The 22,335-nt window shown below is 74.5% G+C and carries 29 protein-coding genes and 1 tRNA gene; 14 read left to right on the plus strand and 16 right to left on the minus strand.

Going from position 1 to position 22,335, the window contains the following annotated elements; all coding sequences use genetic code 11:
• The first annotated feature begins 29 nt into the window (after positions 1 to 29).
• Together KPF22_RS23965 and KPF22_RS23970 are read left to right on the plus strand one after the other, a co-directional pair.
• Positions 30 to 443: an STAS domain-containing protein gene (locus KPF22_RS23965; RefSeq protein WP_062400770.1), complete on the plus strand. Its 414-nt coding sequence runs from the start codon at positions 30 to 32 to the stop codon at positions 441 to 443.
• Positions 444 to 702: 259 nt separating this feature from the next.
• A complete protein-coding gene (locus KPF22_RS23970; protein WP_060710891.1) occupies positions 703 to 1,029 on the plus strand; it encodes a WhiB family transcriptional regulator in 327 nt (108 codons plus the stop codon).
• Between the two features lie 95 nt (positions 1,030 to 1,124).
• Here the strand turns inward: KPF22_RS23970 and KPF22_RS23975 are convergent, their stop codons facing one another.
• Both KPF22_RS23975 and KPF22_RS23980 read right to left on the minus strand, forming a co-directional pair.
• The gene (locus KPF22_RS23975) at positions 1,125 to 1,610 is read right to left on the minus strand and encodes a hypothetical protein (protein WP_208825014.1); all 486 of its coding nucleotides are present in this window, start codon (positions 1,608 to 1,610) and stop codon (positions 1,125 to 1,127) included.
• Between the two features lie 465 nt (positions 1,611 to 2,075).
• Positions 2,076 to 4,373, minus strand: a complete 2,298-nt coding sequence (locus tag KPF22_RS23980) for a SpoIIE family protein phosphatase (RefSeq protein WP_208825016.1) — start codon at positions 4,371 to 4,373, stop codon at positions 2,076 to 2,078.
• 215 nt (positions 4,374 to 4,588) lie between these two features.
• Between KPF22_RS23980 and KPF22_RS23985 the strand changes: the two genes are divergently transcribed.
• The 4 genes from KPF22_RS23985 (at position 4,589) to KPF22_RS24000 (ending at position 7,617) form a co-directional block, all read left to right on the plus strand.
• Complete coding sequence (locus tag KPF22_RS23985; RefSeq protein ID WP_178374162.1) at positions 4,589 to 5,017, plus strand: STAS domain-containing protein; 429 nt, start codon at positions 4,589 to 4,591, stop codon at positions 5,015 to 5,017.
• An 82-nt stretch (positions 5,018 to 5,099) separates the two neighbouring features.
• The gene (locus KPF22_RS23990; RefSeq protein ID WP_208825018.1) at positions 5,100 to 5,531 is read left to right on the plus strand and encodes an ATP-binding protein; all 432 of its coding nucleotides are present in this window, start codon (positions 5,100 to 5,102) and stop codon (positions 5,529 to 5,531) included.
• A gap of 1 nt (position 5,532) precedes the next feature.
• The gene (locus KPF22_RS23995) at positions 5,533 to 6,309 is read left to right on the plus strand and encodes a SigB/SigF/SigG family RNA polymerase sigma factor (protein WP_208825020.1); all 777 of its coding nucleotides are present in this window, start codon (positions 5,533 to 5,535) and stop codon (positions 6,307 to 6,309) included.
• A 90-nt stretch (positions 6,310 to 6,399) separates the two neighbouring features.
• Complete coding sequence (locus KPF22_RS24000) at positions 6,400 to 7,617, plus strand: NAD(P)/FAD-dependent oxidoreductase (protein ID WP_208825022.1); 1,218 nt, start codon at positions 6,400 to 6,402, stop codon at positions 7,615 to 7,617.
• Between the two features lie 53 nt (positions 7,618 to 7,670).
• Here KPF22_RS24000 and KPF22_RS24005 read toward each other — a convergent pair whose 3' ends face one another.
• Positions 7,671 to 7,892 carry a DUF3618 domain-containing protein gene (locus KPF22_RS24005; RefSeq protein WP_208825024.1) on the minus strand — a complete coding sequence of 74 codons (222 nt, stop codon included), beginning with the start codon at positions 7,890 to 7,892 and terminating at the stop codon, positions 7,671 to 7,673.
• Between the two features lie 221 nt (positions 7,893 to 8,113).
• Here KPF22_RS24005 and KPF22_RS24010 point away from each other — a divergent pair, with 221 nt between their 5' ends.
• The 5 genes from KPF22_RS24010 to KPF22_RS24030 all read left to right on the plus strand — a co-directional run bounded on the left by KPF22_RS24010 (position 8,114) and on the right by KPF22_RS24030 (position 10,885).
• Entirely contained in the window at positions 8,114 to 9,178 is a 1,065-nt protein-coding gene (locus KPF22_RS24010) for a spore photoproduct lyase family protein (RefSeq protein ID WP_224403352.1), read from the plus strand.
• A gap of 7 nt (positions 9,179 to 9,185) precedes the next feature.
• A complete protein-coding gene (locus tag KPF22_RS24015; RefSeq protein WP_161151331.1) occupies positions 9,186 to 9,578 on the plus strand; it encodes an HNH endonuclease signature motif containing protein in 393 nt (130 codons plus the stop codon).
• 86 nt (positions 9,579 to 9,664) lie between these two features.
• Positions 9,665 to 10,132 carry a thioredoxin-dependent thiol peroxidase gene (gene bcp, locus KPF22_RS24020; RefSeq protein ID WP_208825028.1) on the plus strand — a complete coding sequence of 156 codons (468 nt, stop codon included), beginning with the start codon at positions 9,665 to 9,667 and terminating at the stop codon, positions 10,130 to 10,132.
• 35 nt (positions 10,133 to 10,167) lie between these two features.
• A complete protein-coding gene (locus KPF22_RS33315) occupies positions 10,168 to 10,812 on the plus strand; it encodes an HNH endonuclease (protein WP_224403353.1) in 645 nt (214 codons plus the stop codon).
• Positions 10,812 to 10,885: transfer RNA gene (locus tag KPF22_RS24030), tRNA-Leu, on the plus strand. The genes KPF22_RS33315 and KPF22_RS24030 overlap by 1 nt, the downstream gene beginning before the upstream one ends.
• Positions 10,886 to 10,903: 18 nt before the next feature.
• Here KPF22_RS24030 and KPF22_RS24035 read toward each other — a convergent pair.
• Positions 10,904 to 11,617: a TVP38/TMEM64 family protein gene (locus KPF22_RS24035; RefSeq protein ID WP_208825032.1), complete on the minus strand. Its 714-nt coding sequence runs from the start codon at positions 11,615 to 11,617 to the stop codon at positions 10,904 to 10,906.
• Between the two features lie 177 nt (positions 11,618 to 11,794).
• On the opposite strand from KPF22_RS24035, the gene KPF22_RS24040 reads away from it, so the two are divergent.
• Positions 11,795 to 12,193 (plus strand): carboxymuconolactone decarboxylase family protein, encoded by a 399-nt coding sequence (locus KPF22_RS24040; protein ID WP_208825034.1) that lies wholly within the window; start codon positions 11,795 to 11,797, stop codon positions 12,191 to 12,193.
• A 4-nt stretch (positions 12,194 to 12,197) separates the two neighbouring features.
• Here KPF22_RS24040 and KPF22_RS24045 read toward each other — a convergent pair whose 3' ends face one another.
• From KPF22_RS24045 to KPF22_RS24090, 10 genes are all read right to left on the minus strand, one after another.
• Positions 12,198 to 12,881, minus strand: a complete 684-nt coding sequence (locus KPF22_RS24045; RefSeq protein ID WP_224403354.1) for a non-canonical purine NTP pyrophosphatase — start codon at positions 12,879 to 12,881, stop codon at positions 12,198 to 12,200.
• A complete protein-coding gene (gene rph, locus KPF22_RS24050) occupies positions 12,878 to 13,678 on the minus strand; it encodes a ribonuclease PH (RefSeq protein ID WP_224403355.1) in 801 nt (266 codons plus the stop codon). The genes KPF22_RS24045 and rph overlap by 4 nt, the downstream gene beginning before the upstream one ends.
• 22 nt (positions 13,679 to 13,700) lie before the next feature.
• Complete coding sequence (locus KPF22_RS24055; protein ID WP_208825038.1) at positions 13,701 to 14,486, minus strand: MBL fold metallo-hydrolase; 786 nt, start codon at positions 14,484 to 14,486, stop codon at positions 13,701 to 13,703.
• A gap of 8 nt (positions 14,487 to 14,494) precedes the next feature.
• Positions 14,495 to 14,896 (minus strand): hypothetical protein, encoded by a 402-nt coding sequence (locus KPF22_RS24060; RefSeq protein WP_208825040.1) that lies wholly within the window; start codon positions 14,894 to 14,896, stop codon positions 14,495 to 14,497.
• Complete coding sequence (locus KPF22_RS24065) at positions 14,889 to 15,263, minus strand: hypothetical protein (protein WP_073576167.1); 375 nt, start codon at positions 15,261 to 15,263, stop codon at positions 14,889 to 14,891. The genes KPF22_RS24060 and KPF22_RS24065 overlap by 8 nt, the downstream gene beginning before the upstream one ends.
• Before the next feature lie 62 nt (positions 15,264 to 15,325).
• Complete coding sequence (gene murI, locus KPF22_RS24070; RefSeq protein ID WP_062400757.1) at positions 15,326 to 16,156, minus strand: glutamate racemase; 831 nt, start codon at positions 16,154 to 16,156, stop codon at positions 15,326 to 15,328.
• Between the two features lie 3 nt (positions 16,157 to 16,159).
• Positions 16,160 to 16,756: a rhomboid family intramembrane serine protease gene (locus KPF22_RS24075; protein ID WP_208825042.1), complete on the minus strand. Its 597-nt coding sequence runs from the start codon at positions 16,754 to 16,756 to the stop codon at positions 16,160 to 16,162.
• Positions 16,757 to 16,805: 49 nt separating this feature from the next.
• On the minus strand, positions 16,806 to 17,753 hold the full coding sequence (locus KPF22_RS24080; RefSeq protein ID WP_208825044.1) for a PLP-dependent cysteine synthase family protein: 948 nt from the start codon (positions 17,751 to 17,753) through the stop codon (positions 16,806 to 16,808).
• A 62-nt stretch (positions 17,754 to 17,815) separates the two neighbouring features.
• On the minus strand, positions 17,816 to 18,091 hold the full coding sequence (locus KPF22_RS24085; protein ID WP_062404265.1) for a MoaD/ThiS family protein: 276 nt from the start codon (positions 18,089 to 18,091) through the stop codon (positions 17,816 to 17,818).
• Between the two features lie 115 nt (positions 18,092 to 18,206).
• Positions 18,207 to 18,701 carry a M67 family metallopeptidase gene (locus KPF22_RS24090; RefSeq protein ID WP_100880863.1) on the minus strand — a complete coding sequence of 165 codons (495 nt, stop codon included), beginning with the start codon at positions 18,699 to 18,701 and terminating at the stop codon, positions 18,207 to 18,209.
• A 134-nt stretch (positions 18,702 to 18,835) separates the two neighbouring features.
• Here KPF22_RS24090 and KPF22_RS24095 point away from each other — a divergent pair, with 134 nt between their 5' ends.
• On the plus strand, positions 18,836 to 20,524 hold the full coding sequence (locus KPF22_RS24095; RefSeq protein WP_224400908.1) for a bifunctional UDP-sugar hydrolase/5'-nucleotidase: 1,689 nt from the start codon (positions 18,836 to 18,838) through the stop codon (positions 20,522 to 20,524).
• A gap of 16 nt (positions 20,525 to 20,540) precedes the next feature.
• On the opposite strand, the gene KPF22_RS24100 is transcribed toward KPF22_RS24095, so the two are convergent.
• Positions 20,541 to 21,092, minus strand: coding sequence for a DUF2017 domain-containing protein (locus KPF22_RS24100; RefSeq protein ID WP_062400754.1), 552 nt, complete (start codon positions 21,090 to 21,092; stop codon positions 20,541 to 20,543).
• 2 nt (positions 21,093 to 21,094) lie between these two features.
• The gene (gene clpS / locus KPF22_RS24105) at positions 21,095 to 21,403 is read right to left on the minus strand and encodes an ATP-dependent Clp protease adapter ClpS (protein ID WP_060710877.1); all 309 of its coding nucleotides are present in this window, start codon (positions 21,401 to 21,403) and stop codon (positions 21,095 to 21,097) included.
• Positions 21,404 to 21,441: 38 nt separating this feature from the next.
• Here clpS and pncB point away from each other — a divergent pair.
• The coding region (gene pncB / locus KPF22_RS24110) for a nicotinate phosphoribosyltransferase (protein ID WP_224403356.1) at positions 21,442 to 22,335 on the plus strand (894 nt) is incomplete at its 3' end.

The following is a 22,335-nucleotide window of genomic DNA, read 5'->3' on the forward strand; positions in this document are numbered from 1 at the left end:
GCCGTGCCGCGGTGCCTACCGTCGACCCAATGACCGACCCCCGTCCGCCCGCCGCCGGCACCACCGACGGCTCGGGCGGGACGTCACCCGATGTCACCGACACCTGCGACGGGCTGCGGCTGGAGACCTCCCGGCCCGCGGACGGGACGGTCGTCGTCGCCGTGACCGGTGAGCTGGACATGCTGACCGCGCCGGAGCTGCGGCACGCGGTGGCCGAGCAGATCTCCGCGGCCTCGCTGGTCGTGCTGGACCTCGACGGGGTCCGTTTCCTCGGCACCTCCGGGCTGGCGGCGCTGATCGAGCTGCGGGAGCAGGCCCACCGGGCCGGGGTCGAGCTGCGTCTGGCGTGCACCGAGCGGCGTGTCCTGCGCCCGATCGGCATCGCCGGGCTGCACCATCTGTTCGACATCCACGACGACGTGCAGGCCGCACTCGACTCCTGAGAAAGTGACCTGAGTCACATCTCTGTGTGTCCGGATCCGCCCCCTCGCGCGGCGGGGTGCGCGGCGCGGGAGTGCGTGGCGGTGTCGTGAACAGGGGCGATGCCCGGTCCGTCCGACCGCGCGGCCGGCCCGGGACGCCTCGCACGGCCCGTCGCTAGCACCGATCCCGGCATCGCGCAGGTTTGATCTCGGACCCCCTCGGGAACCGGGGTGAGGAGCCAACCCGGTCCTCCCGGGCCCCGAGCGACGAGGTGAGCACGTGAGCGACGTTTCCCGGCTTCCCGGCCCGATGGACGACGTGTGGCAGTGGCAGCGACTGGGTGCGTGCCGCGGCATGGACAGCGCCGTGTTCTTCCATCCCGACGGGGAGCGCAACCCCTCCCGGTCGCGTCGCACCGAGCGCGCGAAGCAGGTCTGCCGGGGATGTCCCGTGCTGCAGGAGTGCCGTCGCTTCGCGCTGGCCAGCCGTGAGCCGTTCGGCGTGTGGGGCGGGCTGGGCGAGTCCGAGCGCCGCGCCATCATCGAGCGTCGCGACGCCGAGCGCATCGTCGCCGAGCAGGGTCCCGGCCTCGCCGCCGTCGTCTGACGGACCACGGACGACGGATCACCGATCCGGCACGGCCCGCCCGGGTTCCGGGCGGGCCGTTCTGCTGCCCGGCCGGTCCGGCCGCCCGGCCGGCGTCACACCGCCGAGGGGAGGGCCTCCGGCTCCGTGACGTCCTCCGCGACGGGTCCGGCGGGCCGGTAGGGCAGCACCGGCAGGCCGTAGACCCGGGCGACGCGGCGCACCGCGCGGCGGACCACCTCGATCTCCGGGTCGTGCACCGGCCCGGCGGCGGCCGGGGCCACGCACCAGGTGTCGTCGTCGGGGTCGAACCCGACCAGCTCCGAGAGGGCCGCGACGAGGTCCGCCTCGTCGCCGTCCTGCACCGCCCAGCGCAGTCCGAGCCGGTGCACCCGCACCCGCTCGACCGGCAGCGCCTCGACCGGCACGTCCTCGGTGTCGTCCTCGGCCGCCAGCAGCTCCCGCGCCTCGGCCGGTGTCAGCGGGCGCCGGGTGGGGGCCGGGTCGTCCCGCACGACCAGCAGGTCGGTCTCCCCCGCCTCACCGGAGAGCGCCGCGAGCGGGCCCCCCGCACGGGCGGACTCGGCCGCGGTCAGTGCCACCGCGACCAGCCTCCGTGGTCGCGTCGTCCCCTGCCTCACGCTCGCCCCCGTCGATCCCACACGTCGTCGTCCGTCGAGTACAACGCCCGGATCCCCGATTCGGGCGTCGATTACCCACCCGGACGGACGAGTGGGGTCACCCGGTCCACGAGCGGGCGACGACCCCCTGTCCGGAACCCACGGACGGCGCCGACCGCAACACCGCCGTGACCTCGGCCCGCCCACCGGTAGCGCGGATGGGCCGGACGGTCGAACGGCGCCGGCCCGCCGCCGGGCGGGGCACCGCCGGTGGGCGGACGCCCCGGACGGTCGAACCCGGACGCCCGACGCGGCCGGAGCGGTCGACTCGTCCGGCCGGGAACGCCGACACGGCAGGCCGGCCGCCGATCGGGTCGGCCGGTGCGGCCGATCGGGTCGCTCCGCGCGGCCGGGTCCGGACGAGTGACGGTCCAGCCGACCGGACCGTCAGGCCGGGTGGTCCAGGCGGATCGCGAGCAGGGCGATGTCGTCGTCGAGCCGGTCCGGCAGGCAGACCTCGAGCACCCGCTCCACCACCCGCTCCGGGTCGGCGTCGGACGGCAGCTCCTCCAGCGTGCGCTCGATGAGCTCGGTGCGGGCGTCGGCGTCCTCACCGATGATGTCGGTCAGGCCGTCGGTGTAGAACACGAGCAGCGACCCGGCGGCACACGGGACCGTGGCGCCGCCGCGGTGCGCCCCGGCGGCCCGCCCGAAGTCCGGCACCGCGCCGAGCATCGGCGAGTGGTGCGCGTCGAGCCGGTGCAGCCGGCCCTGCGGGTCGCGCAGCAGCGGCGCCGGGTGCCCGGCATTGGCGTAGGTCAGCTCGCGTCCGCCGTCGGGGGCCACCGGCCCGAACCGGGCGTACACCGCGGTCGCCATCGCGGCGATGTCCAGGCCCTGCACCAGCTGGTCGCAGCGGTCGAGCACCGGCCCGGGCGCGTCCCCGCCCCAGGCGTAGGAGCGCAGCACGCCGCGCAGCTGCCCCATCGCGGCCGCCGCCGACAGGTCGTGGCCGACGACGTCGCCCACCGCTGCGCCGACCGAGCCGTCCGGCATCGGCAGCACGTCGTACCAGTCCCCGCCCACCTGGTTGCCGTCCGCGCCCACCAGGTAGCGGGCCGCGACCCGCATCCCCGGGACCTGCGGCAGCGCCGGCAGCAGGCTGTGCTGCAGGGTCGCCGCCGCGGCCCGCTCCACCTCGTAGAGCCGGGCGTTGTCGACGGCCAGCCCGGCGCGACCCGCGAGGTCCGAGGCCAGGTGCAGGTCGCGCTGGGTCCATCGACGGCCGTAGGGGAACTGCGTCGACAGCGTCACCAGGCCGAGCACCCGGCCGCGGCCGAGCAGCGGGACGACCATCGCCGACCGCAGTCGCAGCCGCTCGTAGGCGTCGGCCGCCTCCGGGTCGTCGGGGTAGACCTCGCGTCCGTCGTCGGGCAGCTCCTGCACCAGGTACGGCTTGCCGGTCCGCACCGCGGTCTCGGCCTGCTGCTCGATCCGCACGGCCCCCAGTGGACCGGACCGCGACAGCAGCGCCTCGTCGTCGGCGTCACGGGCGGCGACGGCCATCCGTTCGCGGGACGCCCCGTCGGGGGTGTCGAGCAGGTCCACCGTGCACAGGTCGGCCAGCTCCGGCACCACGATCCGGGAGAAGCGCCGGCAGGCGTCGGCCACGTCGAGCGCCGTCGTCATCTGGGTGGTCGCCTCGGCCAGCAGCCGCAGCTGGGCCCGCGCGGCCTCGGCGTCGGCGAGCGCCGCCCGCCGCTCCTGCTCGACGACGACCCGCTCGGTGACGTCGCTCTGCACGCCGACGAAGTTGACCAGCTCGCCGTCGCCGTCGTGCACCGGCGAGATGGACACCTGGTTCCAGAACGCGGTGCCGTCACGCCGGTAGTTGAGCAGCACCTCGGTGATCGCCCGCCGTTCCCGCAGCGCCTCGCGCACCCGGCGGACCGCGGACCGGTCGGTGTTGGGGCCCTGCAGGAACCGGCAGTTGCGCCCGACCACCTCGTCGAGGGGGTACCCGGTCAGCCGTTCGAACGACGGGTTCACCCAGGCCAGCGGGTCGTCCTCACGCTGCGGGTCGGAGATGGTGAACGACATCTCGGTGGCGAGCACCGCACGGTCGCGCAGGAACCCCATCCGGTCGCGGTCCTCGCCCTGGCCGGCCTCGGAGTCCGACAGCGGCAGCAGCACGGCCAGCGCGCGGCCGGGCCCGGTGGCCGAGGACTGCGCGTAGGTGCCCTGCCCCTGGGCTCCGGGGTCGGCCAGCGCGAACCCGGTCACCCAGACCAGGGTGCTGCTGGCCGTGGCCCCCTCCCCCGGGACCGGGACGCCGTCGCGGTCGGGCATGAGCCCCGGCCCGTGCAGCGCGACCGGCTCGCCGGACACCGCCTCGCCGGAGGCGATCCGGGCCAGCGGGGACCCCTCGCCGGTGTACGGACGGCCGTCCAGGTCGGTCAGCCGCGCGGCCTCGCTCCACTCGCGGACCCCGACGGGCAGCCGCACCGGGCGGTCACCGGCCAGCTCCAGCGCGGTCGTGTTGGCGTAGACGATCCGGCGCTCGGAGATGTCGATCATCAGGACGGCCACCTGCGCCCCGCCGCGCACGTGCGGCATGGCCGGGGTGCTCGGCTGCTCCCCGAAGGATTCCACCGAGGTCGCGACCGCCTGGTCGACGGCCCGGTCCACCGCGTCGCCGGGGGGACCGGCCGGGGCGTCGGGGCCGAGATCGGAGTACCGCGTCACCCGGGCGAGCCTAAGGGCAGGCGCCGTGCCGGGCCCGCCGAGCCCGGCCGGTATCGTCGGGCCCGGTCTCCTGTCGTGGGTGGACCGGACCCGGCGCGGGCCAGGACGGCCCCGCCGCGACCCCGGTGCGTCGTGCGGCGCGAGAAGACACCTGCCCGTCGAGAGCACGGCGGCGCTCCACCACGCTTCCGCGCCGCCCGGCGCCCGACACGGAGGTGATCACCCTGCCCGGATCCGCGCCGGCGCAACCGTCCCGGGGGGACGGGGACGCCGAGCTGGACGGCGCCGACTCCGCCCACCTCGGCGTCGGCTTCTCCTCACCGCGCAGCGGCCTGACCGTGCTCACCGTGCGCGGCGAGGTCGACACCCTGACCGCACCGCGTCTCGAGACCGCCCTCGACGAGCTGCTGGACCTCGCCCCCGACGGCGACGGCCGCGACCTCGCCGTGGACCTGGAGGGCGTCACGTTCCTCGCCTCCAGCGGCCTCGGCGTGCTCATCCACACCGCCCGGCGGGCCGCCCGGGACGGACGGCGGCTGTTCGTCGTCGCCACCAACCGGGCCGTGCTCCGGCCGCTCGAGGTCACCGGGTCCGCCCAGCTGTTCACCGTCCTGCCCGACCAGGCGGGCATTCCCGGCGCCTGAGCGGGCACCCGGTCCTGCACACCCCCGCCGGAGGCGACATGATCCGGCCCGACACCCCCGTCGCACGAAAGGACTCGTCAGCGTGGCCCAGGAGGACGTGGCAGGCACGGCGCACGGCGCCGGCACCGACAACACCGTCGAGATCAGGGTCGCGGCGCGGCCCGCGCTGATCCCCACGGTCCGTGCGGTGGCCTCCGACCTCGCCGCACGCGCGGACTTCGACCTGGACGCGGTCTCCGATCTGCGGATGGCCGTCGACGAGGCGTGCGCGACGCTGGTCGCGATGGCCGCCCCCGGATCGCCGCTGCGGTGCACCTTCGCCGTCTCCGACGAGCGGATCGAGGTCACCGCCCGGGTCGAGACCGGCACCGGTGCGCAGCTGCCCACCGACTCCTTCGGCTGGCGGGTCCTGCAGACCCTGGCCGACCACGTCGCGGTCGAGTCCGGTGAGGAGGACGGCGGGCGCCCGACCCTCACCATCCGCCTGCACAAGCTCGCGGGTCACGGGCTGTGACGTGACGTCGGACCCTCAGTACGCCCACCTGACCCCGCTGCTCGAGCAGTACGCGGGTCTCGACGACGGCGACCCCCGCCGGGAACGGCTGCGCGAGCAGCTCGTCACCGGCTACCTGCCCGTCGCCCAGCACATCGCCCGCCGGTTCAACCACCGCGGCGAGCCCCTCGACGACCTCGTGCAGGTCGCGACGGTCGGGCTGATCAACGCCATCGACCGGTTCGACCCGGAGAAGGGCGGTGAGTTCTTCTCGTTCGCCGTGCCCACGATCTCCGGTGAGGTACGCCGGCACTTCCGGGACCAGAGCTGGTCGATGCGGGTGCCTCGACGGCTCAAGGACATGCACGTGTCGATCAACGGCGCGGTGTCCGAGCTGTCCCAGACCCTCGGTCGCGCGCCCCGGCCCTCGGAGCTCGCCGAGTACCTCGACCTGCCCGTCGCCGAGGTCCTGGAGGGCCTGGAGGCCGCCGAGGCCTACCGCAGTTCCTCGCTCGACGAGATGCTGTCGTCGGAGGACGGCAGCGCCACCGTCGGCGAGCTGGTCGGCGACGCCGACGCCGAGCTCGACCGGGTCGACTACCGCGAGTCGCTGCGCCCGCTGCTCGCCGAACTGGCGCCCCGCGAGCGGACCATCGTGATGCTGCGGTTCTTCGGCAACCGCACCCAGACCCAGATCGCCCAGGAGGTCGGCATCTCCCAGATGCACGTCTCCCGGCTGCTCGCGCAGACGCTGTCCCGGCTGCGCAACCGGCTCGACCCGGAGGACCGCACCTTCTGACGCCCGGGCCGCGCGGCGGCGCCGTGCCCCGTCCGCGAGGATCGGGGCGGGACCGGCATACCGTCCGGGCCCGGAGCGGGGAGGTAGGAGATGAGCGTGCCGGAACACGTGCTGGTGGTCGGCGCAGGACTGGCCGGACTGCGCACGGTGGAGAACCTGCGCCGGGACGGTTACGAGGGCCGGATCAGCCTGGTGGGGGCCGAGGAGCACCTCCCCTACGATCGCCCGCCGCTGTCCAAGCAGTTCCTGGCCGGTGAGTGGGAGCGCACCAAGGTCGACCTGTGCACCGCCGAGGACCTCGACGAGCTCGGCGTACGCACCCACCTCGGCCGCTCCGCGGTCGCCCTGCGGCCCGCCGAGGACCCGGCCGACGGCTCCGAGGTCGAACTCGACGACGGCACCGTGCTGCACGCCGACGCCGTCGTCCTCGCCGTGGGGGTCACCTCCCGGGTGCTCGACGACCAGCCCGACTCCGCGCACCTGCTGCGCGCCGTCGACGAGTCCGAGCAGCTGCGCGACGCGCTGGCCGCGGCGTCGTCGCTGCTCGTGGTGGGTGCCGGGTTCATCGGGGCCGAGGTCGCGAGCACCGCCCGGGATCGGGGCGTCACGGTCACCGTGGTCGAGACCGGCACCGTGCCGATGGCACGGCTGCTGGGCGAGCAGGCCGGTGCGGTCGTGGCCCGGCTGATGAGCGACGCCGGGGTCGACCTGCGCACCGGGGTGTCGGTGTCGGAGCTGACGGACTCGGGCGCCACGCTCTCCGACGGGTCGACGGTGACGGCCGACGAGATCGTCGTCGGCGTCGGCGGGATGCTCGACCTGGGCTGGCTGGAGGCCACCGGCGTCGACGTCGCCGACGGCATCCCGTGCGACCACCGCGGCCGGGTCGACGGGCTGCCGGGGGTGTGGGCGGCGGGCGACGCGGCCGCCTGGACCGACCCGGACACCGGCGAGCGCACCCGGCTGGAGCACTGGACCTCGGCGAGCGACCAGGCCGCCGCGGTCGCCGCGGACATCACCGGCACGACCCCGCCGCCCGCCGCGGTGCCGTTCTTCTGGTCCGACCAGTTCGGCATGAAGATCCAGCTCGTCGGGCGGCCGGACCGCGCGGACTCGCTGCTGCCGCTGCACGGCGAGGGTCTCGACGACGGCCCGGTGAAGGGCACCGTGCTCGGCTACCTGCGCGGCGACGACCTCGTCGCCGTCGCCGGGTTCGGCGCGGCCCGGCTCGTCGCCCGCTACCGCCGCCCGCTGGCCGAGGGTGCCGACCGCGCCGCGACGCTGGAGCTGCGCGACTCGCTGTCCTGACACACGGACGCCCGGCCGGTGCGGGCACCGGCCGGGCGTGGCGTGCGGGCGGTCTAGCGGAGGATCGAGCGGACGATCGCCAGCCCGACCAGCGCGCCGACCGCGATCAGCGAGTACTTGACCTTCGGGTCGGCGAGCCGCTCCGCGAGCTGCTCCTTGCCGCCCTCGATGAGGTTCTTCGGGTTCGCCCGGTCCGCTAGGGCGTCCAGACTCTCGGCCAGCGCGTCCCGGGTCTTCTCGATCTCGCGCTGGATGTTCTCGGGGTCGCGGGCCACCACGTCCACCTCCGGTTCGGCCGGTACGCGTCCGCGCCCGGGACTCCTGCTGCTCGCGCCCGACGCTGCCCCGACACCGACGTCCGGGCACCGCGAGCGGCGTGGCCCACACCGTAGCCACCGCACGGGCCGGTCCGCGCGCCCGCCCACGGCGCGCCGCCGATTCGGGTGCCGCGGACGGTCGCCGGGCGGTACCCGCACGATCCTGCGAGGCTGGACCGGTGAGTGTGGAACAGTTGTTCGACATCCGCCGGATCTGGGCCGAACCGGACGCGCTGGCGTCGCCGCGCGGACAGCAGGTCGCACTGTCGTTCCCCGACGCCGAGATCGTCGAGGTCGCCTCGCACTGGAACATCGAGGCGCTGCACGGCAACGCCGGCAACGTGGACCGCTGGGTCCGGGTCAAGACCGAGAATCTGGTCCTGGGCGAGAAGAAGTCGCTCTCGGCCCGCCCCAACGGCCGCTCCGCGGACTTCATCGCCCCCTCCACCGCGAACGGCTGCGCGCTGGCCTGCGCCTACTGCTACGTCCCCCGGCAGAAGGGCTACGCGAACCCGGTCACCGTGTTCACCAACATCGACCGGATCGTCCGCTACCTGCGCGGGCACGTGCGGCGTCAGGGGCCCAAGACCGAACCGAACCAGGTCCACCACACCGACTGGGTCTACGACATCGGGGAGAACTCCGACGTCGCGGTCGACGCGCTGCTCTCGGACAACGTGGCCGACCTGGTCGGCTGCTTCCGGGATCTGCCCGGCGCGCGGGCCAGCTTCGCGACGAAGTACGTCAACCGCGAGCTGCTGGGCCTCGACCCGCAGGGCGGCACCCGCATCCGGTTCTCGCTGATGCCCGAACGGGACAGCAGGCTGCTCGACGTGCGCACCACCCCGGTCGCCCGGCGGATCGCCGCGATCGACGACTTCGTGGCCGCGGGCTACGAGGTGCACCTCAACCTGTCCCCGGTGGTGCTGCGCGAGGGCTGGCAGGCCGACTGGGCCGAGCTCCTGACCCGGATCGGCGACGTCACCGGCCCCGCGTTCCGTGCGCAGGCCGCCGCCGAGGTGATCCTGCTGACCCACAACGAGGGATTGCACGAGGTGAACCTCGGCTGGCACCCGCGGGCGGAGGAGGTGCTGTGGCGACCCGCGATCCAGCAGGGCAAGCGCAGCGGCAACGGCATGTGGAACGTGCGCTACCGGGACACTGTGAAGGCCCGCGGCGTGCGTGAACTGCGCGGCCTCGTCGAGCGGCACGCACCGTGGCTGCGCATCCGCTACGCGTTCTGACCGTTCCGTGACCCCCTCCCCCGCCCAGCCCGGGCGCGCGCAGCGCCTGGCGCTGGCCGCGCTCCGCGACGGCGGGCACTGTGTATGGTGCCGCCGCGACTGCACCGGACCGGTCCGCGCCACGACCGACCACCTCGTCCCGAAGGTGAAGGGCGGACCGTCGTGGCTGGAGAACGAGGTCGTCGCCTGCGGTCGCTGCAACCGGGCCCGCGGTCACACGAGCCCCGCGGACTGGTTCGCCGAATGCCGCAGGCGCGGCTGGGACCCGGACCTGCCCGCGGTGCTCGGCACGCTGCGCTCGCTCGCCGCGGCGATCGCCGAACGCGGCGGCCTGCGCCGTGCACGGCCCTACCTCGACGGCCAGCTGCGACGGCTGGAACGGCTCGCCGGGGAGCCCTGAGCCCACTCCGTCCACAACCGGACGGTCCGTCCACAGACCGCGTGCTCGACGCCGGGGGCGGGGACACGGGTGGCACGCTGATCGTCATGAGCACACGGCTGCAGGCGGGCGACACCGCCCCCGACTTCACCCTCGACGACGCCGACGGCACGGCCGTCTCCCTGGCGGACTACCGCGGCCGCAAGGTCGTCGTCTACTTCTACCCGGCGGCGAGCACCCCGGGCTGCACGAAGGAGGCCTGCGACTTCCGCGACAACCTCGCCGAGCTGAACGGCGCGGGCATCGACGTGCTGGGCATCTCCCCGGACAAGCCCGCCAAGCTCGCGAGGTTCCGCGACGACGAGGAGCTGACCTTCCCGCTGCTGTCCGACCCGGACCGCGAGGTCCTCACCGCCTGGGGCGCCTTCGGCGAGAAGAAGCTCTACGGCAAGACGGTCACCGGGGTCATCCGCTCCACCTTCCTGGTCGGCGAGGACGGCACGATCGTCGACGCGCAGTACAACGTGAAGGCGACCGGGCACGTGGCGAAGCTGCGCCGGGACTGGAAGGTCTGATGCCCGTCCGGCCGGCGGGCGCGGGGTGAGCGGACGTGCCCCGCGCCCGCCGGTGGACCGACGAGGAGCTGGTCGCGGCGGTGGCGGCGTCGCGGACCATGGCCGAGGTGTGCCGGGCCCTCGGACTGCGCCCGGGTCGCCACGACCGGCTGCGCGCCCACATCGCACGGGTGGGCGCCGACGCGAGCCACCTGCCGGGCCCGGTGGAGGGCCGCCGACGTCACCACTGGACCGACGACGACCTGGCCGACGCGGTCCGCAGCTCGGTCTCCCTCGCCGAGGTGATGCGCAGACTGGGCTACCGCCCCAGTGGTGGCATGCACCGGTTCCTGCGGTCCCACATCCGCACCCTCGGACTGGACACCTCGCACTTCACCGGCCGGGCCTGGGCCCGGGGGCGGACGTTCCCCGGGCGGCGGCCCGTCCGGCCGCTCTCGACGATCCTGGTGCGGGACTCGGACCACCGTGGCAGCGCGGGGCTGCGGCGCAGGCTGATCGCCGAGGGGCTCAGGGCCGCGCGGTGCGAGCAGTGCGGCCTGACCGAGTGGCGGAGCAGGCCCGCACCGCTCGAGCTCGACCACATCAACGGCGACCACACCGACAACCGGCTGGAGAACCTTCGTATCCTGTGTTCCAACTGCCACTCACTCACCGAGACGTGGTGCGGCCGAAAGAACTAGCCGGCGTACTCCAACTGGCAGAGAGGCACGGCTTAGAACCGTGACAGTGCGGGTTCGAATCCCGCCGCCGGCACGCGTCGCGTCGCCCGCCTCACCCGGCGGGCGGCGCGGTCCCGGCCGGCTCCGCGCCTCCGGGCGCGACGCCGTCGGCCTCGTCCGGCAGCGGCCGCCGTGCGGCGAGCAGCACCCCGCCGAGACCGAGCACCGCGCAGATCCCGGAGACCAGCAGCAGGGCCGGCGGTACGTGCCCGGTCACGGCGTCGCCGAGCGCGACGACGGCGATGGTGCTCGGCGCCGACCCGATCACGGTGCCGACCAGGTAGGGCCAGAACCGCACCTGGGACAGCCCGGACAGATAGTTGAGCACCGCGAACGGCACCATCGGGATCAGCCGCAGCGACGTCACCGCGAGCACGCCGTGGTGGTCGAGCCTGCGGCGCACCCACACCGCGCGCGGGTGGCCGGCGTAGCGGGCGACGAGCCGCCCGCCGGTGGCCCGGACGAGCGCGAACGCCACGACCGCGGACAGCGCGGTCGCGAACAGGGTCAGCGCCGCACCGCCGAGGGCGCCGAACAGCACCCCGGCGGACACGGTGAACACCGTCCGGGGAAAGGGCGGGACGTTCAGCGCGACCTGGAGCAGCACGAACACGACCGGGCCCCAGATCCCGGCGGCCTCCACGGCCCGGCGCAGCTCACCGAACCGGGGGACGGCGGACAGCCCCAGGGACCGGGCCACGAGTACGACGAGTGCGGCCGCGAGCACCAGCCCGAGGCAGCCCAGCAGAAACCGCCACCACCGCACGGAGATCACGGTACCGAGACCCGTGCCGGTGCCGTCGGCCGCGGTCGTCGCACGTGACCGGACTCCCCCGCGTGCGCCACCGGCCGCGGCCGTCCGCGTGGCCGGGCACCTCCGGGCGCGCCGCCGGCCGCGGTCGGCGCGCGTGCCGCCGCGGTCGGTCGTGAGAGGCTGCCGACCATGAGCGACTCGGGTATCGACCCCGCCGAACTGGACGCCGACGGGCTGGCCGTGCGCCGCGAGGTCCTCGGCTCGGACTACGTCGACGCGGCGCTGGGCCGCGTCGACGAGACGACCGCTGACTTCCAGAAGCTGATCACCCGCTACGCGTGGAACGAGATCTGGACCCGCCCCGGGCTGGAGCGCCGGATGCGCTCGGCGGTGACGCTGACCGCGCTCGTCGCGCACGGGCACTGGGAGGAGTTCGAGCTGCACGTGCGGGCGGCCCGGCGCAACGGCCTGACCCGCGACGAGATCGTCGAGATCATCCTGCAGACCGCGATCTACTGCGGGGTCCCGGCGGCGAACTCGGCGTTCCGGATCGCGCAGCGCGTCCTGGCCGAGCCCGCTCCCGAGTAGTCCCTCAGCCGTCGGCGAGCAGCGCCTGCAGGTGCGGGACGAGCGCGCGCAGCGCGGTCCCCCGGTGCGAGGCGGCGTCCTTCTCCTCGGCGCTGAGCTCGGCCGAGGAGCGGTCGTCGCCCTCCGGGGCGAAGATCGGGTCGTAGCCGAAGCCGTTCTCACCCCGCGGGGCGCGCAGCAGGGTGCCGCGCCACGTCCCGTGCACCACCGTGCGCCCGGGCACGGAGGCCTCCGCGTCCGGGCCGTCGGTGCCGTCGGTGTCGCCGGGGGCGGGGTCGGGGCCTGCGGTGGCCGCGTCGGGCGTCACCAGCGCGGCGGCGCACACGAACGCGGCGCCACGGCGCTCGTCGGGGACGTCGGTGGTCTGCCCGAGGAGCAGCCGCAGGTTGGCCTCGTCGTCGCCGTGCCGGCCGGACCAGCGGGCGGAGAAGATGCCCGGCATGCCGTTCAGGGCGTCGACGGTGATGCCGGAGTCGTCGGCGATCGCGGGCAGCCCGGTCGCGGCGGCGGCGTCGCGGGCCTTGGCGAGCGCGTTCGCGGCGAAGGTCGCGCCGGTCTCGGGGGCCTCCGGGAACTCGGGGACGTCGGCGAGCCCGACGATCTCCACCCCGGAGAGCCCGGCGGCCTCGGTGATCCGGCGCAGCTCGACGAGCTTCTTGGCGTTGCGGGTGGCGAGCAGGATCTTCACGCCTCGCCCTCCCCCGCGGTGTCCGGGACGTCGGCGGCGGCCTGCGCGGCGATCTTCGGGTGCGGCGCGGCGAGCACCTCGACCTGCAGACGCGCCAGTTCGGCGATCCCGGCGAGCGCGGAGTCCAGCATGGCGTCGAGGGTCGAGCGGGAGAACGTGGCGCCCTCGCCGGTGCCCTGGACCTCGATGAGGGTGCCGGTCTCGGTGGCGACGACGTTCGTGTCGACCTCGGCCCGCGAGTCCTCGGAGTAGGGGAGGTCGAGCCGGACGCGGCCGTCGACGACGCCGACCGACACCGCGGCGACCTGGCAGGAGATCGGCTTGGGATCGGACAGCTTGCCCTGCTCGCCGAGCCAGGTGACGGCGTCGCACAGGGCCACGTAGGCACCGGTGATGGCCGCGGTGCGGGTGCCGCCGTCGGCCTGCAGGACGTCGCAGTCGATCGCGATCGTGTTCTCGCCGAGCGCGCGCAGGTCGATGCAGGCGCGCAGGGACCGGCCGATCAGCCGGGAGATCTCGTGGGTGCGGCCGCCGATCCTGCCCTTCACCGACTCCCGCGACGAGCGGGTGTCGGTCGCCGAGGGCAGCATCGCGTACTCGGCGGTGACCCAGCCGAGGCCGGATCCCTTCCGCCACCGCGGCACCCCGTCGGTGACGCTGGCGGCGCACAGCACCTTCGTGTCCCCGAACTCCACCAGCACCGATCCCGCGGGGTGCTTCTGGAAGCCCCGGGTGATGGTCACCGGCCGCATCTCGTCGTCGGTCCGGCCGTCGGCCCTGCCCTCTGTTCGTGTCACCCGGCCATCGTAGGAAGCCGGTTCAGACCTCGAACACCGCGTCGGGCCGGGCGAGCTCGACGGTCCCGCCGAAGGCCGCCTTGGCCTCGGCGCCGAGGGACTCGCGGTCGAACCAGGCCGGGACGTGGGTGACGACCAGGCGCCGGGCCCCGGCGGCCGCGGCGTGCTCGCCCGCCTCCCGTCCGGACAGGTGCACCCCGGGCGGCCCGGCCTCGGCGTGCGGCCAGCTGGCCTCGCAGAGCAGCAGGTCGGCGTCGCGGGCGGCCTCGACGAGCCCGGGGCAGGCTGCGGTGTCCCCGGAGTAGGTCAGGACCCGGCCGCGGTGCTCGAGGCGCAGCGCGTAGGCGGGGCAGACGTGCACGACCTCGTACGCGGTGACGGTGACGGCGTCGTCCCCGGTGCCGACGGTGAACGGCTCGCCGACCACGAGGTCGTGGAAGGAGAAGACGTCGGTGAGATCGGTGCGGGCGTAGTCGGCCTCGGTGACGGCGTCGGCGCGGGCGAAGCGGGTGTGCGCACCGGCCGGGGCGTGCACGGCCAGCTTGCGCGCGGTCGCGTCGAACGGGGGCCGGGGGTGGTAGCGACGGTGCACCACCAGCGACGGGAAGTCCGAGCAGTGGTCGGGGTGCAGATGGCTGAACACCGCGGCGTCGAGGGAGAACGGGTCGGCGTGCCGTTGCAGGGCGCCGAGGGTGCCGTTGCCGAGGTCGAGCGTGAGGCGGGTCGTCCCGGCCTCGACGAGGTAGCCCGATGCCGGGGACTCGGGTCCGGGGCCGCTGCCGGAGCACCCGAGAACGATCAGCCGCATGCGCGACCCTAACCCGTTCGTGAGGTACGCCGCAGCCACCAGAGCCCGACGAACGGCAGCACCAGCGGGACGAAGCCGTAGCCGGCGCCGAAGTGCGACCAGACCGTCTCGCGGGGGAAGTCGGCGGGGACGAACGTGGTGAACGCGCCGACGACGAGCACGCCGACGAGCTCGAAGACCACGGCGGACCAGGCGAGGCGGCGGAAGCCGGGGCCGGTGCCCGCCAGACCGACGGTGGCCAGGATGTAGACGAAGCCGGCGAGCGCGGACAGCGAGTACGCGAGCGGCGCCTCACCGAAGCGCTCGGCGATCTGCACGCCGGCCCGCGCCGAGGCCGAGAGCGCGAAGATGCCGTAGACGGCGATGAGGATGCGCCCGGGGCCGGTGGCGGTGGCGCGGGGCTCAGGCACCGGGCACCCCCGGGATCCACAGGCCCTGCAGGCGCAGCACGGCGACGAGCGTCCCGATCGCGCCGACGGCGATCACGGCGCCGCCCCAGCGGCTCGGCTCGGCGGTGGCGAACTGCAGCGCGATCACCGGGACGCAGACCGCGACGGCGAGGTAGATGAGGAAGGTCGACTGCTCGGGCAGGGTGACCCCGCCGAGCAGGACCCGGTACGCCGCGATCGCCGCCTGCACGACGATGAGCGCCACACAGATCCCGACGGCGACGGTGTGCACCCGGCTCGGGGGCCGGTTCAGCGCCGTCGTGACCAGCCCGAACAGCGCGGTGGCCGAGAGCGCCACGGTGATCACCAGGACGAGCGTTCCGATCACGGCGGGAACGCTACCCCCCGCTCCCGGTGCGGCGCGGAGGACCCGCCCGTCGCGGCCGGTGGTCAGGCGGACGGGAGCGCGGCGCCCGCGCGGCCCACGACCGAGCCGATCTCGGGACCCAGGAAGCGGCGGCCGAGCCGGGCGAAGGGTTCCGGGTCGCCGGTGGCGAGGAAGCGGTGCGGCGCGGGCGGGGTCGTGTCGTCGCGCAGCAGGTCGTGCGCGTGCAGGGTCCGGACCAGGGTGCGGGCGGTCTCGTCGGCCGAGGACACCAGCGTCACGTCCGGGCCGAGGACGATCTCCAGCACCCCGGACAGCAGCGGGTAGTGGGTGCAGCCGAGGACGACGGTGTCGACCCCGGCGCGCTGCAGCGGCTCCAGGTAGCCCTGGGCGACGCCGAGGACCTGGCGTCCGCTGGTGGTGCCGCGCTCCACGAAGTCGACGAACCGGGGGCAGGCCACCGAGGTGATCTCGGTGTCGCGGGCGGCGTCGAAGGCGTCGGCGTAGGCGCCCGAGGCGATGGTCGCGGCGGTGCCGATGACGCCGATCCGGCCGTTGCGGGTGGTGGCGACGGCGCGGCGCACCGCCGGGCGGACGACCTCGACCACCGGGACCGGGTAGCGCTCGCGGAAGTCGGCGAGACAGGCCGCCGAGGCGGAGTTGCAGGCGATGACCAGCGCCTTGACCCCCGAGTCGACGAGCTCGTCGCCGATCGCGAGCGCGAGGCGCCGGATGTCGGCGAGCGGGCGCGGCCCGTAGGGGCTGTGCGCGGTGTCGCCGACGTAGACGATCTGTTCGGCGGGCAGCAGGTCGATGACCGAGCGGGCGACGGTGAGCCCCCCGACCCCGGAGTCGAAGATGCCGATCGGGGCGTCGATACCGGGCGCGTCGCTCACACCCTAGGAGGGTAGGCGGTCGGCCTTCGCGACCCAGCGGGCGGCGACGACGCCGCCGATCGCGCCGAACAGGTGCCCCTGCCAGGAGACCATCGGGTCCGACGGGAGCACTCCCCAGAGGATCGAGCCGTAGAAGAGGAACAGCACGACGGCGAGCAGGATCTGCCGTCCGTTGCGGGCCAGGAAGCCGCGGGTGAGCAGGAACAGGAACCAGCCGAACACGATGCCGGAGGCGCCGAGCACCGGCAGCGGCGAGGTCAGCCACACCCCCAGCCCGCTGATCACCCAGATCGTCGCGGTGACCGCGACCCACTGCACCGGACCGCCGGACATGGCGAGGAACCCGAAGATCAGGAACGGCAGACTGTTGGCGGCGAGGTGCGCCCAGTCGCCGTGCAGCAGCGGCGCGGTGAGGATCCCGGCGAGGCCGTCGGTGCTGCGCGGGTAGATCGCCGCGGCGGCGTCGACCATCCCGCCGGACGCCTGGTCGACCGCCTCGATCGCGTAGAGCGCGGCGGTGAACGCCAGCATGATCACCGCGGCGCGCACCGGCGCGGGCGGCAGCACGCGGGCGGGGCGGCCGTCCGGGAGTGCGGTCATGTCACCCACGGTACCGGCTCGGCCGCCCGCTATGCCCGTTGTGCCCGGTTCAGGCCCAGAGGTGCCCGTCGATGCCCTGCGCGGCGGTCCCCAGGTCACCGGAGTACGCGCCGGTGGACAGGTACTTCCAGCCGCCGTCACACACGATCATGACGACGTCGGCGCGCTGCCCGGCGTCGAGCGCCTTGTTCGCGACGCCGAGTGCGGCGTGCAGGATCGCGCCGGAGGAGATCCCGGCGAAGATGCCCTCCTGCTCGACGAGCTGGCGGGTGCGGCGCAGCGCGTCGTAGGAGCCGACCGAGAACCGTCCGGTCAGCACGGTCTCGTCGTAGAGCTCCGGGACGAAGCCCTCCGAGAGGTTCCGCAGGCCGTAGACGAGCTCGCCGTACCGGGGCTCCGCCGCGACGACCTGCACGTCGGGCTTGTGCTCGCGCAGGTAGCGCCCGGCGCCGACGAGGGTGCCGGTGGTGCCGAGCCCGGCGACGAAGTGGGTGATCGACGGCAGGTCCCGCAGGATCTCCGGGCCGGTGCCGCGGTAGTGCGCATCGGTGTTGGCCGGGTTGCCGTACTGGTAGAGCATCACCCAGTCCGGGTGCTCGGTGGCGAGCTGCTTGGCGACGGCGACGGCCTGGTTCGACCCGCCCGCCGCCGGCGAGGAGATGATCTGCGCGCCGTACATGGCGAGCAGCTGCCTGCGCTCGGAGGAGGTGTTCTCCGGCATCACGCAGATGATCTCGTAGCCCTTGAGCCTCGCGGCCATCGCCAGCGAGATCCCGGTGTTGCCCGAGGTGGGCTCCAGGATCGTGCAGCCGGGCGTGAGCAGCCCCTGCTTCTCGGCGTCCTCGATCATCGCCAGCGCGGGCCGGTCCTTGATCGAGCCGGTGGGGTTGCGGTCCTCCAGCTTCGCCCACAGCCGCACGTCCTCCGACGGCGACAGCGACGGCAGCCCGACCAGCGGGGTGTCGCCGACGGCGTGCAGCAACGAGTCGTAACGCACGGGTTCTCCTCACACGACGGCACCGGGCGGGGACGCCGCCCGGTGCCGGGGTCCGGTGGGGCTCAGCGACCGCCGGCCACGGCCGGGAGGATCGTGAACGTGGAGGACTCCGTGACCGGGGCCTCCAGGCCGCCGGCGAAACGGATGTCCTCGTCGTCGACGTAGATGTTGACGAAGCGGTGCAGCTTGCCGTCGGTGATCAGACGGTCCTTGATGCCGCTGTGCCGCGACTCCAGGTCGTCGATGACCGCCGAGACGGTGTCGCCCTTCGCCTCGACGGTCTTCTCACCGTCGGTGTGCGTGCGAAGGATGGTGGGGATGGAGACGGAGACGGCCATCTCGGTGATCACTCCTGGTGGGTCGCTCTGGCGTGGATTTCTCACGCGCGACAACGCGGCCGGAGTACGGCGACATTCCCGCGCGACCTCCGGCGCGGGTGCGCGAGAGGGTCGATCAGGCCCGGTCGGGCACGTCGTCGGAGCCGGTGTGGGAGAACATGTAGGACTCCACGACCGCCAGCTCGTCCTCCACGACCTCGCCGTCGGCGAGGTGGTAGGAGCGCACCTCGGGCTCGGCGTCGGCGGTGGCGAGGCCCACGATCAGCCAGTGCTGGTCGGGGGTCCACTCCATCTGGGCGACGTCCTTGGGCGACGGGTAGGCCTCGGGCAGACCGGTGTGCGCCACCGGCCGCCGCGGCAGTCGCGTGTGGGAGTGGACGACGAGCATGCGGCGCTCACCGGCCGCGTCCAGCTCGCGCTCCAGGCGGATGTCCTCGGCCGGGGCGAAGGCGAAGTCGCTCGCCACCTCGTCGGCGTTGGTCATCGGCACGTAGCGCTCGGGGTGCTCGCCGGTCTCGGGACCGACGAGCTGCCCGCACGACTCGACCGGGAAGTCCCGGCGGGCATGCGCGACGATCGCATCGACGAGGTCGGACCGGAGGACGAGCACGACCCGAGGATACGCGGCCCCGGCCGCGGGACCGAACACCCGCCGGGCCGGAACCGGCCGTTCACGCACCCGACACCACGTTCTGTGATCCCGGCCACGGCCTCCCGTGCAGGGGTGCGTCCATACTGCCCTGCGTGCCCGCCTCCGGTCGCCGTGTCGGATTCGTCCTCGCCGCCGTGCTCGTCGTCGTCCTCGCGGTCGCGGTCACCGTCGAGGCGGTGACGCTCTCGGGCCGCCCCGCCGCGGGCGCGCCCGGCTCGGGCACGGTGCGGCTCATCGCGCTCAACGACCTGCACGGCAACCTGGAGCCGCCCTCGGGGTCCTCGGGCCGGGTGACCGACGACGCCGGCGCGCAGGTCGAGGCCGGCGGCGCCGCGTTCGTCGCCGCGCACGTCGCGGCGCTGCGGGCGCAGGCCCCGGCGAGCGTGGTGCTGTCCACCGGCGACAACGTCGGCGCGTCCCCGCTGGCGTCGGCGCTGTTCCGCGACGAGCCGACCGTCGAGGTGCTGGAGCGGATCGGCGTCGCCGCGTCCGCCGCGGGGAACCACGAGTTCGACGAGGGCATCACCGAGCTGCGCCGGCTGCAGCGCGGCGGCTGCCACCCGGTCGACGGCTGCCGCTTCACCCCGTCCTACGACGGCGCGTCGTTCCCGATCCTGTCGGCGAACGTGACCGAGGGCGGGAAGCCCGCGCTCGCCGCGTCGACGGTGGTGGAGGCGGGCGGCGCCCGGATCGGCGTCATCGGCGCCACCCTGTCCGAGCTGCCCGACCTGGTCTCCCCCGACGGCATCCGCGGCCTGGAGGTCGGCGACGAGGTCGCCGCGGTCGACGCGGCGTCGCGCGAGCTGACCGCGCAGGGGGTACGGGCACAGGTGCTGCTGCTGCACCAGGGCGACGAGGCGACCGGCGACGGCGGCCCGGACGCCTGTGCGATCGAGCCCGGCGGGCCGGGGTCGCGGATCGCGGCCGCGGTGTCCGCCGACGTCGACGCGGTGTTCTCCGCGCACACCCACCAGCAGTACGCGTGCTCGGCGACCGACCCGGCCGGGAACCCGCGACCGTTCGTGCAGGGCCTGTCGTTCGGCAGGCTGCTGTCGGTGGTCGACCTCGCCCTGACCGGCGACGGCGACGTGGACCGCGCCGCGACCGGCACCGCCCGCAACGTGGTGGTCACCCGCGACGTCGCCCCCGACCCGGCGGTCGCCGACGTCGTCGACCGTGCGGTCGCGCAGTCGCGGCCGCTGGCCGAGCGCCCGGTCGGCACCCTGGCCGGCCCGCTGCTGCGCGCGGCCGCGCCGTCGGGACTGTCCCCGCTCGGCACGGTGATCGCCGACGCCCAGCTCGCCGCCTCGCGCGGCGACGGCGCACAGCTCGCGCTGACCAACCCCGGCGGGGTGCGCGCGGACCTGGTGCCCGGCGCGGGCGGGCGGGTCACCTACGGGCAGGCCTACACCGTGCAGCCGTTCGGCAACATCCTGCAGACCATGACGCTCACCGGCGCCCAGCTGCGCGCGGTGCTCGACCAGCAGTTCACCGTCGACGACGGTCCGACGGTCCTGCAGAGCTCGTCGAACCTGCGCTACACGGTGGTGGCCGGGAACCGGGTCGGTGACATCTCCATCGGCGGCGTCCCCGTCACCGACGACGGCCGCTACCGGGTCGCGACGAACAACTTCCTGTCCGCGGGCGGCGACGGCTTCGACACCGTCACCGCCGGGACCGAGCTGGTCGGCGGCCCGGTGGACCTCGACGCGTTCGTCGCGTACCTGGGCGCGAACCCGGGCCTGGCCGTGCCGTCGACCGACCGGATCGTGCGCCGCTGAGGGGCGGCCGGGCGGGTCAGAGCCCGCGGACGCGGACCCGGACCAGGGAGTCCTGCACGTAGGTCAGCCAGTGGTAGACGCCCAGGTGCTGGGCCCGCGGGTCGTCGTCGGGCAGCTGCTCGGGCATGTCCTCGTTCACGTCGAGGGCGGTGCCGAGCGCGAGCCGCACGTCGTTGAGGGCGGCCAGCCAGGCGTCGACCTGGGCCTCGGTGAGCTCGAGCCGTCCGCCCGCCTCGGGCAGGGTGTCCAGCACGGTCGCCGCGGCGGTGTCCTTGGCCTCGATCAGCGACGGCTCGTGCAGCGAGCGCATCCCGCCGGCGAGGTCGGAGTCCTCGGTGGTGAAGTCCGGCAGCAGCCGGGCCAGCACCCGGTCGGTCGGCCGCGACGTCGGGCCGGTGCGGATGCCGGTCAGCTCGGCCAGCTCGTCGGTGGGCGCGAGCTCGGCACGACCGGCGAGCATCTGGCGGATCTCGACGAACAGGCCCCGCAGGACGACGGCCTCCTCACCGGAGAACCCGGACGTGTAGCGGACGCGGTCGCCCCGCCCGCTGCGCTTCCAGCCGTTCACGCTCAGGCCCGCTGCATGGTGGCCCACAGGCCGGCCGCGTGGAGCTGGGCGACGTGGCCCTCCACGGTGTCCTTGTCCCCCGCCGACACCGCGGCGCGTCCCTTGTGGTGCACGTCGAGCATCAGCGCGGTGGCCTTCGCCTCGGGGTAGTGGAACACCTTCTGCAGCACGTAGGTCACGTACGACATGAGGTTGACCGGGTCGTTCCAGACGATGGCCTGCCACGGCGTGTCGGGGCCGGCGGACTCGTCCAGGTCGGGCGTGACCTGCTCGGTGGGCGCCGGGGACGGCGCTGGGGACGGCGCGGACATGCGCCCCATGGTGGCACAGGAGCCGTAGGCTCCCGGCCATGACCGGCACGGCCCTGCTGACCGACCGCTACGAGCTGACGATGGTGGCGGCGGCCCTCGCCGACGGCACCGCGGAACGCCACTGCGTCTTCGAGCTGTTCGCGCGCCGCCTGCCCGACGGGCGCCGCTACGGCGTCGTCGCCGGGACGGGGCGGTTGCTGGAGGCGCTGGAGCGCTTCCGGTTCTCCGCCGCCGACCTGGAGTTCCTCGCCCCGGTCGTCGACGCGGCGACCCTGGAGCGCCTGGGCGACTACCGCTTCTCCGGCGACGTCGACGGCTACCCGGAGGGCGAGCTGTACTTCCCCGGCTCCCCCGTCCTCACCGTGACCGGCACCTTCGCCGACGCGGTGATCCTGGAGACCGTCGCGCTGTCGATCTACAACCACGACTGCGCGATCGCCTCGGCGGCGGCCCGGATGGTGACCGCGGCGGCCGGCAGGCCGCTCATCGAGATGGGCTCGCGGCGCACCCACGAGGAGGCCGCCGTGGCCTCGGCCCGGGCCGCGTACCTGGCGGGCTTCGCGACGACGTCGAACCTCGCCGCGGGCGCCCGGCACGGCATCCCGACCGCGGGCACCGCCGCGCACGCCTGGGTCCTGCTGCACGACGACGAGCCGGCCGCCTTCGCCAGCCAGGTCGCCGCGCTGGGCACCGGCACCACGCTGCTCGTCGACACCTACGACATCCGCCGCGGTATCGAGCACGCCGTCGCGGCCGCCGGGCCCGGGCTGGGTGCGGTCCGCATCGACTCGGGCGACCTCGGCGAGCTGGCCCGCCAGGCCCGCGAGCAGCTCGACGCGCTCGGCGCCACCGGCACCCGGATCGTGCTCTCCGGCGACCTCGACGAATACGCGATCGCCTCGCTGCGCGCCGAGCCGGTCGACTCCTACGGC

The organism is Pseudonocardia sp. ICBG1034, assembly GCF_020131375.1.
Classification (GTDB): domain Bacteria; phylum Actinomycetota; class Actinomycetes; order Mycobacteriales; family Pseudonocardiaceae; genus Pseudonocardia; species Pseudonocardia alni.